Origin of the sequence: Moorena sp. SIO1F2, from assembly GCF_010672755.1 — a bacterium.
Taxonomy (GTDB): domain Bacteria; phylum Cyanobacteriota; class Cyanobacteriia; order Cyanobacteriales; family Coleofasciculaceae; genus Moorena.
Genome location: NZ_JAAHFV010000125.1, coordinates 1 through 16,192 on the forward strand (window position 1 = coordinate 1; position 16,192 = coordinate 16,192).

15 protein-coding genes are annotated in these 16,192 nt (G+C 44.8%); 8 read left to right on the plus strand and 7 right to left on the minus strand.

Annotated elements, in window-relative coordinates:
• The 3 genes from F6J94_RS16275 to F6J94_RS16285 all read left to right on the plus strand — a co-directional run.
• The coding region (locus F6J94_RS16275) for a hypothetical protein (RefSeq protein WP_293042052.1) at positions 1-203 on the plus strand (203 nt) is incomplete at its 5' end.
• A complete protein-coding gene (locus tag F6J94_RS16280; protein ID WP_293042055.1) occupies positions 190-696 on the plus strand; it encodes a pentapeptide repeat-containing protein in 507 nt (168 codons plus the stop codon). The genes F6J94_RS16275 and F6J94_RS16280, both read left to right, overlap by 14 nt.
• Positions 662-826, plus strand: a complete 165-nt coding sequence (locus F6J94_RS16285) for a hypothetical protein (RefSeq protein WP_293042058.1) — start codon at positions 662-664, stop codon at positions 824-826. The genes F6J94_RS16280 and F6J94_RS16285 overlap by 35 nt, the downstream gene beginning before the upstream one ends.
• Positions 827-948: 122 nt before the next feature.
• Here the strand turns inward: F6J94_RS16285 and F6J94_RS16290 are convergent, their stop codons facing one another.
• Both F6J94_RS16290 and F6J94_RS16295 read right to left on the minus strand, forming a co-directional pair.
• Complete coding sequence (locus F6J94_RS16290; RefSeq protein ID WP_293042061.1) at positions 949-2,973, minus strand: mechanosensitive ion channel domain-containing protein; 2,025 nt, start codon at positions 2,971-2,973, stop codon at positions 949-951.
• A gap of 74 nt (positions 2,974-3,047) precedes the next feature.
• On the minus strand, positions 3,048-3,623 hold the full coding sequence (locus F6J94_RS16295; RefSeq protein ID WP_293026511.1) for an FHA domain-containing protein: 576 nt from the start codon (positions 3,621-3,623) through the stop codon (positions 3,048-3,050).
• A gap of 293 nt (positions 3,624-3,916) precedes the next feature.
• Between F6J94_RS16295 and F6J94_RS16300 the strand changes: the two genes are divergently transcribed.
• The 4 genes from F6J94_RS16300 (at position 3,917) to lnt (ending at position 10,524) form a co-directional block, all read left to right on the plus strand.
• Complete coding sequence (locus F6J94_RS16300; RefSeq protein WP_293026509.1) at positions 3,917-4,834, plus strand: branched-chain amino acid transaminase; 918 nt, start codon at positions 3,917-3,919, stop codon at positions 4,832-4,834.
• Between the two features lie 75 nt (positions 4,835-4,909).
• Complete coding sequence (locus F6J94_RS16305; protein WP_293042065.1) at positions 4,910-6,730, plus strand: tetratricopeptide repeat protein; 1,821 nt, start codon at positions 4,910-4,912, stop codon at positions 6,728-6,730.
• 324 nt (positions 6,731-7,054) lie between these two features.
• Positions 7,055-8,233, plus strand: coding sequence for a glycosyltransferase family 39 protein (locus F6J94_RS16310; RefSeq protein ID WP_293042069.1), 1,179 nt, complete (start codon positions 7,055-7,057; stop codon positions 8,231-8,233).
• A 203-nt stretch (positions 8,234-8,436) separates the two neighbouring features.
• Positions 8,437-10,524, plus strand: a complete 2,088-nt coding sequence (gene lnt, locus F6J94_RS16315; protein ID WP_293042098.1) for an apolipoprotein N-acyltransferase — start codon at positions 8,437-8,439, stop codon at positions 10,522-10,524.
• Positions 10,525-10,593: 69 nt separating this feature from the next.
• Here lnt and F6J94_RS16320 read toward each other — a convergent pair whose 3' ends face one another.
• The 5 genes from F6J94_RS16320 to F6J94_RS16340 all read right to left on the minus strand — a co-directional run bounded on the left by F6J94_RS16320 (position 10,594) and on the right by F6J94_RS16340 (position 13,053).
• Positions 10,594-11,226 (minus strand): YqiA/YcfP family alpha/beta fold hydrolase, encoded by a 633-nt coding sequence (locus F6J94_RS16320; RefSeq protein ID WP_293042072.1) that lies wholly within the window; start codon positions 11,224-11,226, stop codon positions 10,594-10,596.
• A gap of 24 nt (positions 11,227-11,250) precedes the next feature.
• Positions 11,251-11,712 (minus strand): periplasmic heavy metal sensor, encoded by a 462-nt coding sequence (locus F6J94_RS16325; RefSeq protein ID WP_293042077.1) that lies wholly within the window; start codon positions 11,710-11,712, stop codon positions 11,251-11,253.
• 46 nt (positions 11,713-11,758) lie between these two features.
• The gene (locus F6J94_RS16330) at positions 11,759-12,019 is read right to left on the minus strand and encodes a hypothetical protein (protein ID WP_293042080.1); all 261 of its coding nucleotides are present in this window, start codon (positions 12,017-12,019) and stop codon (positions 11,759-11,761) included.
• A 66-nt stretch (positions 12,020-12,085) separates the two neighbouring features.
• Complete coding sequence (locus F6J94_RS16335) at positions 12,086-12,421, minus strand: hypothetical protein (protein WP_293042085.1); 336 nt, start codon at positions 12,419-12,421, stop codon at positions 12,086-12,088.
• Entirely contained in the window at positions 12,418-13,053 is a 636-nt protein-coding gene (locus F6J94_RS16340) for a sigma-70 family RNA polymerase sigma factor (protein WP_293042088.1), read from the minus strand. Before F6J94_RS16340 ends, F6J94_RS16335 begins: the two co-directional genes overlap by 4 nt.
• A gap of 450 nt (positions 13,054-13,503) precedes the next feature.
• Here F6J94_RS16340 and F6J94_RS16345 point away from each other — a divergent pair, with 450 nt between their 5' ends.
• Complete coding sequence (locus tag F6J94_RS16345; protein WP_293042093.1) at positions 13,504-15,735, plus strand: polysaccharide biosynthesis tyrosine autokinase; 2,232 nt, start codon at positions 13,504-13,506, stop codon at positions 15,733-15,735.
• The last annotated feature ends 457 nt before the right edge of the window (positions 15,736-16,192 follow it).

The following is a 16,192-nucleotide window of genomic DNA, read 5'->3' on the forward strand; positions in this document are numbered from 1 at the left end:
TCCTATATAGCGTTTCTTATAGCTATAAGGTACACAGAATTTTTTACCTATTCCCTCTTCCATCTTACCTGCTTCCTGCTCCCTGCTCCCTGCTCCCTAAAGCCGAGAATTTTGTACCTCATGACTATGATAAGTGCTATAGTTACCCTTGTCAGCAAATTTTAATCAAAAGGAGGATTAGAGCAATTCATGAAGTACGGTAAGTACTTTCTACACCTGGCAGCCTTTCTACTAGCACTAACTATATTAGTCTTGCCTCTGCCAGCCCAAGCCCAAAGCGCTGCCACCATTAACGCTGACTTTGAAAACAAGGATCTAAGCGGTAAGGATTTCTCCGGTAAAAACTTTAGTTACAAGGTTTTTAGCAATGTCAATTTACAGTCAGCTAACTTGAGCAACGCTAAGTTTATAGGTGCGGATATTACCAAAGTTAATTTCACGAATGCTAACCTACATGGAGCCGATTTTACCTATGCATTCATTAATGGATCTACCTTCAAGAAAGCAGACTTAACCGATGCAGTGTTTGAAGATGCATTTATGTCGAAATCTAAATTTAAGGGTGCAGATATTACTGGCGCTGACTTCACGTTTGCAATTTTGGATTATAACCAAGACCGGAAGCTATGCAAAAAAGCTTCTGGTAAGAATACTATAACTGGTGTTAAGACTCGCGATTCTTTATTCTGTTATTGAAATTAATCTAAGTATTCAGCGGTCAGTGGTCAGCGGTCAGTGGTCAGTGGTCAGTGGTCAGCGGTCAGTGCTCAGCCTTTGGCCTTTGCCTGTTACTGTAGTTTGCGTGGCACAGGCTTCTAGCCTGTGATCTAGCCTGCATAAGCTGATAGCTGATACCTGATAGCTAATAGCTCTTAGCTAATAGCTGTTCGCGTAGCGTGCGCGTAGCGCTTAAGCTGATACCTGATAACTGAAAGCTGATAGCTTAACTTAATTCTCATCTAAATAAAAACGGTAAAACAAATAATCATCTCGGAAAGGATGATCATCTGCGACATGATGAATAATACCTCGATTAATCAGTATCTGTCCAATAGCAACTGCGTCTTCCCGAGTAGAATTACACCGTTTTACCAACCAATCTACCGCTTCTGAGCCAACAAAACAGCATCCATAGCTATTGAGACGATAGCGACGGTCTTTAATATCCAACGCTTCTGGTTGACGCATTTCTTCGACCAAGGTTTCAATGTCTAGTGTTATCATATCCTCTTGGAAAGGAGCCGTAGGGTAAGAGTCTTGATCTATCTCATCCATAGGCTCTAGGAAACCTGAAACTAAGGAATCCTGGGGTAGCTGCTGAGACTGATACCCATTGGGAATATAGAGTTGGTTTTCGGGCGGTTTTGGCTGACGTTCCCCTAGCCAAGCGGTCAGCAATTTCTCTAACTGAGGCGATCGCACATGGAGGTCTCGTTGAGGAAATGGTATATGGATATCATAGCGACGCAGACTTTTCTCAATCCGGTAGTTGAGGTCACTCTTGATTTTAGGCTGCCGCTTGGGGTCTCCAGTCCAGACCAACAGCTCAAACTTGAGGGCACTCTCACCAAATTCCTGAAACCAAACTTGGGGATAGGGCCTTAGTAACACTTCCGGGTGACTCTTCGCAGCTGCCAACAGTGCCTTCTTGACCTGCTCCACATCAGATCCGTAAGCCACTCCTACAGGAATCTTGAGCCGGGAAATCGGGTTACCGTGACTCCAGTTAATCACCTCAGTTTCTAAAAAGCGGGCATTGGGCACAATTATTGTCACTTTATCCAAGGTGCAAATCTCTGTACTGCGGGAACCCATTCGCTGCACAGTTCCCACCAAATCGTTGACCTTAATAAAATCCCCCAGTTGAATCGGTCGCTCTAGGGTGATAATTAAGCCACTGATAAAGTTGTTAGCAATATTTTGCACACCAAAGCCAATTCCCACCCCTAAGACACTAGCAAAAATGGTTAGGGAACTTAAATCCAACCCAGAACTTTGGAGTATGATAATCATGCCCAAAAACGTCAGGACATACTGGATCAGGGTAGCAATCACCTCTTGCACCCCTGAATCAGCGCCAGTTTTCCCCAAGATGTAACGCCTCAATAGCCTGGTGAGGGCACTAACCCCAAACCATAGCACAACGGTTAATACCACCAACAGCAGCACTTGGATCGCAGAATACTTGCTTTCTCCGGAACCAATTACAGGAGACTTGAGGAAGTTTAACAGTTCATAACGCCAACTGCGAACTTGGGGAAATAGGTCACTAATGGTTAAGATAACTGTAGTCCACAGGATAAGCTGTAACCCTAACAGGGCTGCCCCGAGAAATAATTTAGCTGGGTCGTGCCAAGGGAAAAAAGGCGAAGCCGGATTCCCTAGCCAGGAGGTCAGTTTCCGCAAGGCAAATTGCCTGAAGACCCGTAACAGCAAGTACAACAGGATTAACAACACCAGCACTATGCTTGTAAACCTTACTGCCTGACGACTATAATCTGGCATCCGCTGTCGTTTGCCCTGCCGGATCGCCTTTTCAATCAGCTTCTCCCATTTTTCGGCTTGCTCAAGAGGATCAGTATCAGGAATTTGATCGGCCTTGGTAATCGTGACCAGAATCCGCTCGGTAAACTTGGTACGAAGAATCCCCTCGTTTTGCCCGACATATTCAATGTCCACATATTCAGGTTTTTGTAGGGATTTCACCTCCCTTGCTAAGCGCTGATTGATCAGCTCGGCTCGCTCAGTAGCGCTAAAGTTGCCAGCGTTGCCGACTTGAAATAATTCAATACCATCCACTACCACAGGAGCTTTCTTAGTGCCATTTGCAAAAGATTCCTGTGCTAAGGTAGAGGCTGGTAATAGGGTGAGCAGTAGGGTAAGTACACCTAGCAAAACCAATCCCAAGGAACGCTGAAACCTAACCCTTGGGAAAGGGTTAATGGAAAATCGAACATTCAGAAGAGATTCCATAGGTGACGTTCCATTTAGGTTCTATTTTCGATAACATTAGAATCTCATGGTTAAGGTTTAGCTAACTAGCTGTGCTAGACTACCCGTTCTAAATGTGTGGAGGAATCGTTTTCCTGGTCTGGCGTTCCCGGTTTTAACCCCTCCAGCAGACCGCTGACCACGGCCCAGGTGCCGACTCCCATTATTAACAGTACCACTAAGCCAATCAACCAAACCACAGGTTTATTATTGGGCAGAGAGTTAGTGACACTTTTCTCTCCTAATAGACTAGTCTGGTCAAAGTTCTGTGCAGTGGCGTTCAGGTCATTTTCCCGTTTCAAGGTCGCTGTAATCTTGTACGGACCAATCCGCAGGGTATCCTTGCTTGAAAAAGGTTGAATACCAGAGCGAATCTTCCGCCCGTTAATAAACGTGCCGTTGGCGCTGCTGTCAGTAACATAGAGTTGGGTATTAGCCACTGTGATCAGGGCGTGATACCGGGAAATCTCCTTGTCAAGAAGTACCAGATGAGACACAGATTGACCTGCTAAGTGTGCTGGCAAATGGTCATTTTCTCGACCAACAGCAATGGGCGGTCTCAGAACAGGTTTCTTTAACTCGCCGGTTTCTGGGTCTTCCCAGGTCAATTGAACATAAATAGGTTCAGCCAAGATTTCACTCCTGCTAACTAGAACATAGTGGATCAGTGCTGAGAGGGTCAGTTTTGAGTGCTGAGTTTTGATTAGCACATTAAGCGTTGTTTTTCAACTATACCCACCGATGCTAAGGGGATGACAAAAAGGGTGAAAAATAGATAAGGTGTCCGGTGTAGGGTTTTGGGTAGGTCGTGGGGAGGAGCCAGTTCCCCCTGAGGGAGTGACAACAAGGCTAAATGCCATGGAGAGCATGCTGTCAGCCACTCGTTAAACTGAGGTAAATTAATCTTAAAGCACTGATTTTAACTATGCCTGATTTTTTGCCCATTGCTTACTTTCAGAACAAGTTTGTCCCTTTCACTGACGCCAAAATCTCCATTGCTACCCATGCCTTGCACTACGGCACGGGAGCTTTTGGCGGATTACGCTGTATCCCTGACCCAAAAAACCCACAGCAATGTTTACTGTTTCGGTTAGACCGCCATTGCCAACGCCTAAGTAATAGTGCTCGGTTATTACACTACAATTTACCTCCTGATAAAATCGAGACTATTATCGTTGAGTTTATCAAACAAAATAAACCAACTAAGTCGTTTTATATCCGCCCTTTTGTCTACACGTCAGATTTAGGAATTTCCCCGCGACTCCATAATATTGAAAAAGACTTTTTTGTTTATGGATTAGAATTAGGAGATTATTTATCTCCTGAGGGAGTTAGCTGTCGGATTAGTTCATGGTATCGACAACAAGACCAAAGTTTACCCTTGAGAGGTAAAATTAGTGGAGCTTATATTACGTCTTCCTTGGCGAAAAGCGAAGCAGTAGAGTCTCGCTTTGATGAAGCCATTATGATGAATTCTGAGGGGAAAGTATCGGAAGCTTCTGGGATGAATATCTTTGTGGTCAGAAATGGCCAGCTGATTACCCCTGGATTCGATCAGGATATCCTAGAAGGAATTACTCGGGATAGTATTCTGACCCTTGCTAAAGACATGGGCTTGCCAACTATACAACGACCAGTGGATAAATCAGAACTATTTATTGCCGATGAAGTATTTCTGAGTGGGACAGCGGCAAAGATCACCCCAGTTAAACGAATCGAAAACTATCACTTATCTCCAAACAGACCAATAACCGAAAAGCTCAAGGAGATGCTAGCAGCAATTACCGAAAATCGGGAACCGAAATATAAAGACTGGGTGTATACGGTTAAAATTGATAAATAAACTAAACTTAGGCTTATAGAACCCTGTAAACCTGTAGCGACGTCTGGGATAGCGAGTAGAATCAAAGCTAAACACATGAACAATCAACTGATAAATTCTGCAAACCCCTTAGGCGGTCGCTACAAAATCATCAGCAAGCTGGGAGCAGGTGGGTTTGGTCAAACGTTTCTGGCACGGGATTTGCACTTGCCAGGAACTCCCCAATGTGTGATCAAACAGCTCAAACCCCAGGTGACGGATCCTCAGTGTTTGGAAATTGCCAAACGCCTATTTGAGCGAGAAGCCCAAGTCCTCTACCAGCTGGGTAACCACGATCAGATCCCCCAGTTGCTGGCACATTTTGAGGAAAATCAGGAGTTTTATCTGGCCCAAGAATTTATTGATGGAGAACCCCTCAACCAAGAAATCCGTCAGCCTTGGGAATCAAATCGAGTGATTGCTCTGTTGCAAGACATTCTACAAGTCCTAGTATTTGTCCATGAGCAACGTGTGATCCATCGTGATATCAAACCCCCAAACCTGATCCGCCGCCGCAAGGATAATAGAATAGTCATGATTGATTTTGGGGCAGTTAAGCAAGCTAGCACCCAGATTATCGATCCTGAAACGGGGCAAACCAAAACCATTGCTATTGGCAGTCATGGCTACACCCCCAAAGAACAGTTTGGTGGCAATCCTCGTTTTAGCAGCGATATCTATGCGGTGGGTATGGTAGGTATCCAGGCATTAACCGGAATTCATCCCAAGTTCCTGAAAGAAAACTCCGAAACAGGGGAAATCAACTGGCGCGATCGCGTCCAAGTTAACATCCAAGTTAACTCAGAATTAGCGGATATCCTTGACTGTATGGTGCGCTATGATTTCCGTGACCGCTACCCGACCGCAGTAGAAGCGTTGGCAGCAGTTCAGAGGCTAACTGCTGCACCAACAATAGCTATGTCTGCTACAGTTCCGGAAGAGACTGTTTCTGTTTCAGCAACATCAGCACAAACCCAGGCCAGATCAGAGATCATCCGAAGATGGTTAACTAAGCCTTGGTTGATGATTACTGTCTTAGCAGGGATGGGTATCAGTATTTCTGTGATCGGTACTAAGACTTTTCTAGTTCCGAAACTTGTCACTCAAACTGACAATATTACTGACAACATTAGCGATACCGTTGCGGAAACCTCGACTACCACCTCTGAGTCAAAACCTGCAACCCCAGCGGTAGTTAGCAACACCCCTGAAAGCACTACTACCAGCTCAGTCCAAAAAACTATTCCCGGCTCGGATACCGAATCAGCTGCAAAATCGCCATCCGACCCGGAAACACAACCAACGGAAACACAACCAACTGCAATAGAATTAAACAGCCAAGGGGAGAGCTTGCGGCAAGCAGGAAAGTACCAGCAAGCACTGATGACTTATGAAAAAGCGATCGCAAGGGACTCAAATTTAGCAGAAGCTCATTGGGGTCGTTGCTATAGCCTCAATTCCTTAGGGCGTACTCCAGAAGGACTGGCTGCCTGCGATCAAGCCCTTGCCCTTAAACCTGACTACCCAGAAGCATTGTGGAGTAAAGGTGCAGCTCTGGAATCCCAAAACACTCTAGCAGCCCTAGAACTATACGAGAAAGCGATCGCAATCAAGCCCGATTTTGCTGACGCCTGGATTAACCGAGGAGTAGCCCTCCATAAACTCAAGCGCTACAGTGAGGCCATAAAAGCTTATGAGCGGGCACTTCAACTCAATCCTAATTCTGCTGATGCTTGGAGTAATCTAGGGGCAGCCTATTGGGCCAAAGGTCAATACAAGGAAGCAATCAATGCCATGGAAAACGCACTTCAAATCCAACCGAATCACCCCAATGCAAGGAATCTGCGTCAGCAGGCAAGAGAACAATTACGCCGTTGATCACTCAGCAAAAATAAATATTTGATAAAGATTTTATATCTAAATAAATATCTGATAAAGATTTTCGGTTTTGGTCTTAGAAACTGGAAAATCCTCTACTATTACATTTAATTACTATTAAGCATTAGAGCTGATAGCCCTAGGGATTAAATACGAAAACCTAACACCTAACACCTTATCCTAATTTTCAAAACTAAATTGACAGAGTACTAGGATTGCGATTGCAATCCCTAATTTGAGTTAACTAATTTGAATTAACTTTGCATCACTATGAAACTGAATACACCAGCACTTGGAATAAGAGCAAATTGGCTCGAGAAGTGGATGCCGATCGGCCTAATTTTACTAGTCGCTACTGGGTTGTACCTATATCAACTCGGCACAGAAAGCTTATGGTACGATGAACTATTTAGCATTAACAAAACCCAGAGTGGGATATCACTGCCTCCGAAGAATCTGACACGTCCCTTTTATTTCATGATCCTGTACATTTGGATGAAGTTTAGCACTAGCACCGTTTGGTTGCGTGGGCTATCTGTGATTTTTGGACTAGGCAGTGTCTTCCTAATCTACCTGTTGGGTCGTCGCTTAGCTGGAAAGCCAGTTGGCTTGATTGCCGCCCTGTTACTAACCCTCTCACCTCTGTTTATCAACCATGCCCAAGAGGTAAGGATGTACACCCTAATCCCCTTCTTAAGTTTGGGGGGTACCTTGGCTCTAGCTCATGCCCTTGAAAATCCTAGGTTTGCTGCCATCAACTGGTGGGCTGTGGGCAGGTTTCTAGCCCTTGTGACTACTCCGGTTAGTGTGACCTTGTTTCTGCCAGATCTGGTATTAATTGGATGGCAGTTCCGTAATCAAAAGCGCCGATTATTTGCCTTTGGGATTAGGCTGCTGCTGATTGGGAGTTGTTGGCTTCCTTTAGTATCAGCAGTTAATGATTCTTCCACTAAATTCCTCAAAGGTTGGGTGACACAGTACCCAAAACCCAACATGATCTTAATTGTCTCTGAAGTCACCCACTTGACAGTTTTCTGGCCATTGAGACACTTACTAGGGTCAGGCATCAGTGCCAACGACCTGATGAAACAGCTCAATCAGCAGTCTATCATGGACTGGCTTGTGGAGCATGTATTAACCTCAAATATTGTACCTTTGCTCTATTACATGGCATATACAGCCATGGCAATCGGCTTGCTTGCTATAGCTCTATTGAGCAGGCACCCCTCAACAAAACTCTGGTGGATTAAAGTGTGGGCATTATTACCTGCCGGATCTATCTTATTGATATCCTATGTTTCCAGTTCCATATGGAAAGCTCGCTATCTACTAATTGTATCCCCCTATTTCTTAATTCTTCTAGCAGCAGGCTTGATGCAAGTTTGGCGTTGGCAACGTCGGGTGGCTGTTTTAGTAACTTTGCTCTACGCTATAGCAGTGGGTAGTGGTCTAGTGCATTACTACACAACGTTGTATCGTGTAGCAGGTGGTCCGCCAACTTGAGACTTTTTGAATATATAGCAATTTTCATAATCATGAGGTACACAGTCTTTTTAAAGACTCCCATCCATACCAGCGCCCGTAATCACAACTAAACAAACTCTTAACCCTACTCCCTAATCCCTAAAACCTACTCCCTAAAACCTAGAAATTTGTACCTCACCAAATTGATAACTGCTCTATTAGCGTTAATCGGTGGCATCCTGATGGGACTGACACCATCACCAACAGAAGCTTGGCCCCTAGCGTGGATTGCCCTAGTGCCGCTATGGTTCATAGTCGTCAGGGGTCAGAGTATTCGTGGCAATGCTTTATCTGGTCTGATCTGGGGTATCGGTTATCACGGTTTAGCTCTATCTTGGATTACTGGTATTCACCCGATGGATTGGATGGGGGTACCATGGCTAGCTAGTATTGCGATCGCATTATTCTGCTGGATATTCATTACCCTCTGGGGAGCACTCCTAGTAGCTGTCTGGGCTATAGCAATCTCTATAACTCAATCAATTACAGCAAGTTTCGCCCCCCTAGCCCCCCAACTTTGGGGGGTTCTTGAGTTAAAGTCCCCCAGAATTGGGGGATTTAGGGGGCTTGCAGCTAAAGGTAATGAGGTCAATTCATCTGAAAACCGCTGTAAATTCCCATCCACCAAAGCTACACAACAACGTGATATAAATCCTGATATAAATCCTGATATAAATCTCCCTATCCCCACTCAAAACTATTTTCTTTTAACCTCCTGCTTGCGGGTTCTAATCGGTACAGGCTTGTGGTGTGGCATAGAAACCCTGCGGAGTATGAGTCCCCTGTACTGGTCTTCCTTATCCTATACCCAAAGTCCCCATAACCTGATAATTTTGCACCTCGGTCAATTATCCGGTCCGATAACAGTTACAGCAGCTATTGTCGCCGTCAATGGTTTAATAGCTGAAAGCGGATTAACCCTTAATCAGTTTAACCTTAATCAGTTGAAAGTTAGCAGGTTGAAAGTTAGCAGGTTGAAGGTTGGCAGGTTTAACGTTGGCAGGTTTAATGTTGGCAGGTTTAATGTTGGCAGGTTTAATGTTGGCAGGTTTAATGTTGGCAGGTTGAACGTTGAAAGTGATCACAACAACCTTGAACCTTCAACCCCTACAAACCTTGAACCTTCAACCCCTACAAACCTTGAACCTTCAACCCCTACAAACCTGCAACCTTCAACCCCTACAAACCTTGGCCAAAAGGCCACGCTTTCGGCAAAGCCGACGCTGCGCGAACGCGAACAACCTTCAACATTAAACCCCTACAAACCTTGGCCAAAAGGCCACGCTTTCGGCAAAGCCGACGCTGCGCGAACGCGAACAACCCTTTTGGGTATAGCAATCGGTTTATTAATCAGCTTACATCTGCTCGGATGGTTACTGTATAGCAAACCAATTGAGCAATCAAAAGATTCTGCTATTAACGTCGGTATTATTCAAGGAAATATCCCCAATGAAATCAAACTTTACTCTGCTGGATGGCGGCGTGCTATAAAAGGTTACACTACTGGGTATCAGACATTGGCAGATCAAAAAGTAGACGCAGTGCTAACTCCTGAAACTGCCTTACCTTTTCTTTGGCAAGAACAGGTTCGCACTCGTAGTTCCTTCTACTCAGCAATATTAGATAAAGGGGTTTTAGTTTGGGTAGGAGGCTATGGGCAAAGAGGGCGTAGCCTTACCAATAGTTTGTTTACTGTCACCGGTACTGGTGAGACCTTCAGCCGTTACGATAAGGTCAAATTAGTGCCATTAGGAGAATATATTCCTTTTGAAGAATTCTTAGGACGTTTAATTGATCGACTATCCCCTCTTGATGCTCACTTAGCACCAGGTAAACCTGACCAATTATTAGAAACGCCCTTTGGTCAAGCAGTGGTAGGAATTTGTTATGAGTCAGCTTTTGCCGACCACTTCCGCTATCAAGCTGCCGCTGGTGGGCAGTTTATTATCACTGCATCCAATAATGCCCATTACAGTAATACTATGCCTGCCCAGCACTATGCTCAAGATGTAATGCGCTCCATTGAAACAGATAGGTGGACAGTTAGAGCAACCAATACCGGCTATTCCGGTATTGTAGACCCCCATGGCAAAACACTATGGCTATCGGGGATTAATACCTATGAGTTGCACGCAGATACGATTTATCGACGACAGACTCAGACGTTGTATGTGCGCTGGGGGAATTGGTTGACTCCGGTGTTATTAGGCTTAGGGGGAATTGGCTGGTTGGTGTTGGGTTGGTGTGGAGTTGGAGTTGGGTTGGAGTAGCTCACCCCTGAAGCGACTAACCTACCCGACAAGGGACGCCAAAGGGGAGCAACCGACTAACCTTCAAGCCTAAATATTACAAAATTCCCGAACTGCTGCCCAAATTAACTCCATCACATCCCGCAAACCATGTTCGCTCTCCAATTCAACCAATTGCACCCAAGGGCGCTTACTAGCATAATCACGACTCGCGATGATAGGAATCACGTCATCATAGCACCCATGTAGAATCAGCGTAGGTACTTGTCGCCCTAGCTCCAAACCCTCATAATGACGGGCATCTTCTAGAAACTGGTAGTGTAAGGGCAGCGATCTCTTTTCTCGGTAATGGTAAATCTCTAGATATCCCTCGGAGCGCCACTGATTGAGCTGTTCTGCTCCTAATTTCGGCAACCAATGGCCAAGGAATCCAAATGCTGGTGCTAGTAGAACCAGTCTCTTGATTTGTGGATGTTTTTGTGCTAAGTGTGCAGCGGTAAAAGCACCCAAACTAGAACCAATTAAAGTGACTGGTGTTCCATCTAAGGGCAGTAATGCTCCCACTTGACTAAGCTGGCGACTTATTGTTAAATGGTTAAAGTCATCTTGATTAAGGTCAGGAACTACTAGAGCGACATTGAGGCCAGCAAAAGCCTGCTGTAGATACACCGCCTTGGCTGACTCAGGGCTAGATGCGAAACCATGTAGATAAATAAATCTCAAAATCCTTATCCTTTGTGGTTCTACTTAATCCGATAAAGGATTTTGGTTGCTGCGCTGTCTCATGAATTGAGCAAACTTGATGCGTTGTTCAGGAGTCATCACCTCTCGCATCTGCAACATACTCTCAAAGTGTAACTTTCCTAGCTGCTGGTTCAATAATTGAACCTGTTGGTATTGAGTGCGGATAGTTTCTCTGTCAGCTGTACCCACCATCAAGTCACTTAATGTCAGCTTCGCTTGACTTACTTCCTGGCGAAGATCTATAATGGATTCTTCATACTCTAGCTTAATAGCTTTTAGCTGCTGCCTTTGCACCTGGTTGAGCTTGAGTTGCCTCATTAACCTATGCTTACTCGATTTTGGGTGTTGTTGACCCTCAGGGCTGGGAATCAATTGAGAGGTTATAGGCTTGGTATTAGCTACAGCAGTGCAGCCAGTCAGGGTAACCAAGAGAATTGACAAAACATAACCTGGACGTAACAGCATGGAAGTTACCTATAAATGTCTTTAATTTAAAGTTTGTAAGAAATATTTAAGGTTGAAAATTCAACTTGAAGGTTGTTCGCGTAGCGTGGCCGAAAGGCCAAGGTTGAAGGTTGTTCGCGTAGCGTGGCCGAAAGGCCAAGGGTGAAGGTTGTTCGCGTAGCGTGGCCGAAAGGCCAAGGGTGAAAGTTGTTCGCGTAGCGTGGCCGAAAGGCCAAGGTTGAAGGTTGTTCGCGTAGCGTGGCCGAAAGGCCAAGGTTGAAGGTTGACAACCCACTTTTACCTTGCCATAGCCGTTGGCTAGAGCCAACCTTTTAACAGGTCAAACCTTATCCTCTATAGGAGATCCTGAGGTGATGGTTCCTACTATGCGCATTTATTGTCCAGTATTGGCTAATATCATCCAATCAGCTGGTGGAGTATGAATGACATTGCTCACCGATGTCTCTCCCACAACTCCATGCCAATTTTTCTCTAAGAAAGCTTCTAGAGTGGTTAAGTTGTGGGTGTGGTAACCACTCCAAGCCATCAGTAAACCAACAGCGATGGCTGATGGAAGTAACCAAAGCTCTGGTTTACGACTAGGCGGTGGGGATTTAGCGATCGCATTGATTACTCGTTCCTCCAAGTCAAATGCTGCTGGTGGAGGAGTAGGTCGATGTTGGCGCAGAAATGCTTGCCATTGTTGGTCATCAGGTTGAAACTGAGTCATGGCATCTCTCCTTGTTGTTGGATGATATATTTCCGTAGGGAAGTTCGAGCGTGGAAAAGACGAGACTTAACCGTTCCGATAGCTATGCCCAAAATTTTAGCAACTTCCTTTTGTGGCACATCCTCTAAATCATGTAGCACCAGCACAGCACGATGGTTCAAGCTCAGTTGCTGCATTGCTTGTTGAATAATGTCCTGATAGTGCAACTGCATAAGATCGGGAGTGTAGGAAGACTTGGCATTTTTTAGGGGTAGATCAGCTGTGTCCTCTGGAAGTTGAAGGTTGAAGGCACGTTGCCGTTGCAACTTGCCCCGCTGATCCGATGCCACATTCCAGCAGATGCGGTAAAGCCAGGTGGAGAACTGTGAAGGTTGCCGTAGTTTTGGTAAGCCTTTCCAAACTCGTAGGAACACCTCTTGTACTAAATCATCAAGAGCATAAGCACCACATAGCTGATAGATAGTTGACCTGACCCGCTGCTGATAGCGTCGGTATAGTTGGCGAAAACTCTGCTGGTTCCCCTGTTGGCACTGCAATACCAACTCTGTGTCTGTGCTGGTTGTTTTTGCAGCAGCAGAATCTTCTTTGGAAGCCTGGGCTGATCTGACTGACAACTGTGGGTTCTCCCTCACCGCTTTGTTTTCCGATGTTATTTAGACTCACTGACCAACAGAATGGTTCAATTTGGTAAAAGTTTAGCCAGAAATGGAGCCAGCGGGGGTAGGGTGACCGGGTTTGGGTTAACTCGGAAGATAGAACAGTAAACAGCTCCAGGGATTGCTGGTCTTACTGACACAACCATCGGTCGAAAAACCCTACCCCCTAACCCCGTTTGTCCTACACCCAGTCAGCCCCTTAACTTTCTTATGGTCACAAGAAGCACGGAAAATTTGCAGATCTTTACCAACTCTTTAATGTCCAGGGACTTTTGATATGATTTACTTGTATTATTATTTCAATATAATTGGTTATTTCCATATATAGGTTGCATCTGACGGATGGCAGGTTTGGTAGCTAATCGGCCCCAATACCAAAAATTATTTTATTGTGCAATCTACCTAGGGGGAGTCCCTTAAGAACTTATGGAGTCTAGAAGTTCTATAGATATCGATATTAGCCAATACTTACTACTATTGAAACGTCGTTGGCTGCCAGCGGTTGCTATTTTCCTATTTACAGTTATCTCAGCGGCCTGGTCTACCTTGTTTCTCAAGCCTTCCTATGAAGCTGAAGGAAAACTACTGTTTAAAATAGACCGAACCCCTTTCTTGACTGGGTTGGGGGAGGAAATTGAACAGTTACGCCCTCTGGTTGATGCCCAGAACCCTCTGAGTACTGAAATTGAGGTGATTTACTCCCACCCGCTTCTGCAACAGATCATTGATCAACTCAACCTCACTGATAACGAAGGTCTACCTTGGGAACCGGAAGCCCTCAAAAGAAAGCTCACTGTCAAAATTGTGGGTGGCACCGATGTGGTTAGGCTTTCCTACAAAGGTAAGAACTCAGAAAAAGGGGCGGCGGTGATCAATCAATTAATGAGGCTTTATATAGAGAATCAGATCCTATCTAAAAAGTCGGAAGCAGCAAAAGCCCGTGAGTTTATTACTAACCAACTTCCTCAAAGTGAAGCCAATGTCAGGCAAGCAGAAGCTGCTCTACGCCAATTTAAGGAACGCAATCAGGTTGTATCCCTCACAGAAGAATCCAGGTCTTTGGTAGCGGTGATGGCTGACTTAGACAGCCAAATTACCACAGTTCAAGCTCAACTTGAAGAAGCCAATGCCCAAGCTGCTGGCTTGAGAAACCAGGTGGGTCTTAATCCCCAGCAGGCAATTGCTATCAGTGCCCTGAGTCAGTCTACTTCAGTACAGGGCGTACTCCAAGAACTGCAAGAGGTTGAGCGGCAATTAGCGGTTGGGAACAATCGTTACGGTAAAAATCACCCGGTCATGATTCGGCTGACCAAGCAGCAAAGCTCCCTCAGAGGTCATTTACAACAGCAGATTGATCAAATACTAGGCTCACAGAGTCTGGCTGGTACTCAGATACAAATTACTCAAGGGCTTTTAGAAGTTGACCAGCTCAAACAAAAACTGATTAGCGATTTTATTGAATCAGAAGTCAAACGTCGAAGTTTAGCAGAAGGATTAGCAACTCTTGCTAAGGCTAGAATTGCCTATGAACAACGGGTCAATGTTCTTCCTCGGTTGGAGCAAACTCAGCAGCAGCTCGAACAACGACTCCAAGCTGCCCGCTTGACCTATGAAACCCTGTTGAAAAATCTCAATGAATTAAAGGTCGCAGAAAACCAAGATACCGCTAATGCTCGCATCATTGAGCCAGCAATAGTCCCTAAAAAGCCCTTAGGTGATAAGAAAATAAAGGTGTTGGCTCTAGGGGTGATGTTGGGGGTCACACTGGCCACGACTGCTGTTTTGCTCTTGGAAATGAGAGACCGCTCTATCAAAACTCTCAAAGAAGTCAAGCAGTTATTAAGATATCCTGTGCTAGGGGTGATTCCAGTTTTCAAGCACAAGAAGCTATCCCGTCGTCGGGATGACCTATTTTTCGGAGGGGAATTGCCCGTAACAGACCAGCCTCATTCCATGGTGAGTGAAGTCTACCGGATGATTCAAGCGAATCTGAAATTTCTCAGGTCTGATCACCCACTTAAAGTTATTGTAGTCACTAGCTCCGTTTCCAAGGAAGGCAAATCTACCGTATCAGCAAACTTGGCCGCTGCTATGGCTCAACTGGGGCGTCGGGTTTTGCTGATTGATTCCGATATGCGTCACCCCTGTCAGCATTATATTTGGCAAGTAATGAATGTGGCCGGTTTGAGCCAGGTACTGATTGGTGAAGTGCCTCTAGAGCTTGCCATCTGTCAAGCCATGGAAAATCTTGATGTTCTCACTGCTGGGGTAATGCCTCCTAATCCTTTGGCACTCCTGGATTCAAAGCAAATGGCTTCCCTGATTGAGGAATGTTCAACCCAATATGACTTTGTGATTATTGATGCCCCACCCTTACTTCTGACTGCTGATGCCCTTTGCTTAAGTCCAATGACTGATGGCATGTTGTTGGTGGCTCGACCAGGTGTGCTGGATTTTGCTAATGCTAATGTGGCTAAACAAATGTTAGATAGTTCCGGTCAGACGGTTTTGGGTTTGGTGGCTAATGGTGTCATTCAAAAAGATGAATCGATTGGTTACTTTTACCAGTCACAGGAATACTTCGATTATGGCTCAGTCAGAAGATTGGCACAGCGTAAAGCTGAGACTCAAAAAACCTCGAAGGTTTCCCGGAGATGATTTAAAACTATGACTTATGACTAATCGCTATTCCCGAAAATAAAACAATATAAATTAATGATTTAATTTCCTGGATTAATCCAGACTATAACTAGACTAAAACCCTATTGTTTGATTAGTTACCTATTTTTTATTAGTTAACGCCCTTAGGAAATAACTACTTAAATTATTCTTAGTGAGAAATGAAACATTATATCAAATCCGGTTAATCACTTCCCAACCAAAATAATCCCTGGATGGGAATCGGGAATTACTAATCGGTAATCGTAAACTAGGTAATGATAAATTAATAATTACCAATTAATAATTACCAATTACCTGCTCCATAAGATGATGATTAGTCAACCAGACCTGCTCTTATGGATTAGCTTTACTTATATATAAAATCTAGAATATTACCATGAAAACCCCTGTAATTGCTATTGGACTGGATGCAGCTGACCCGCTATTGTTGGAA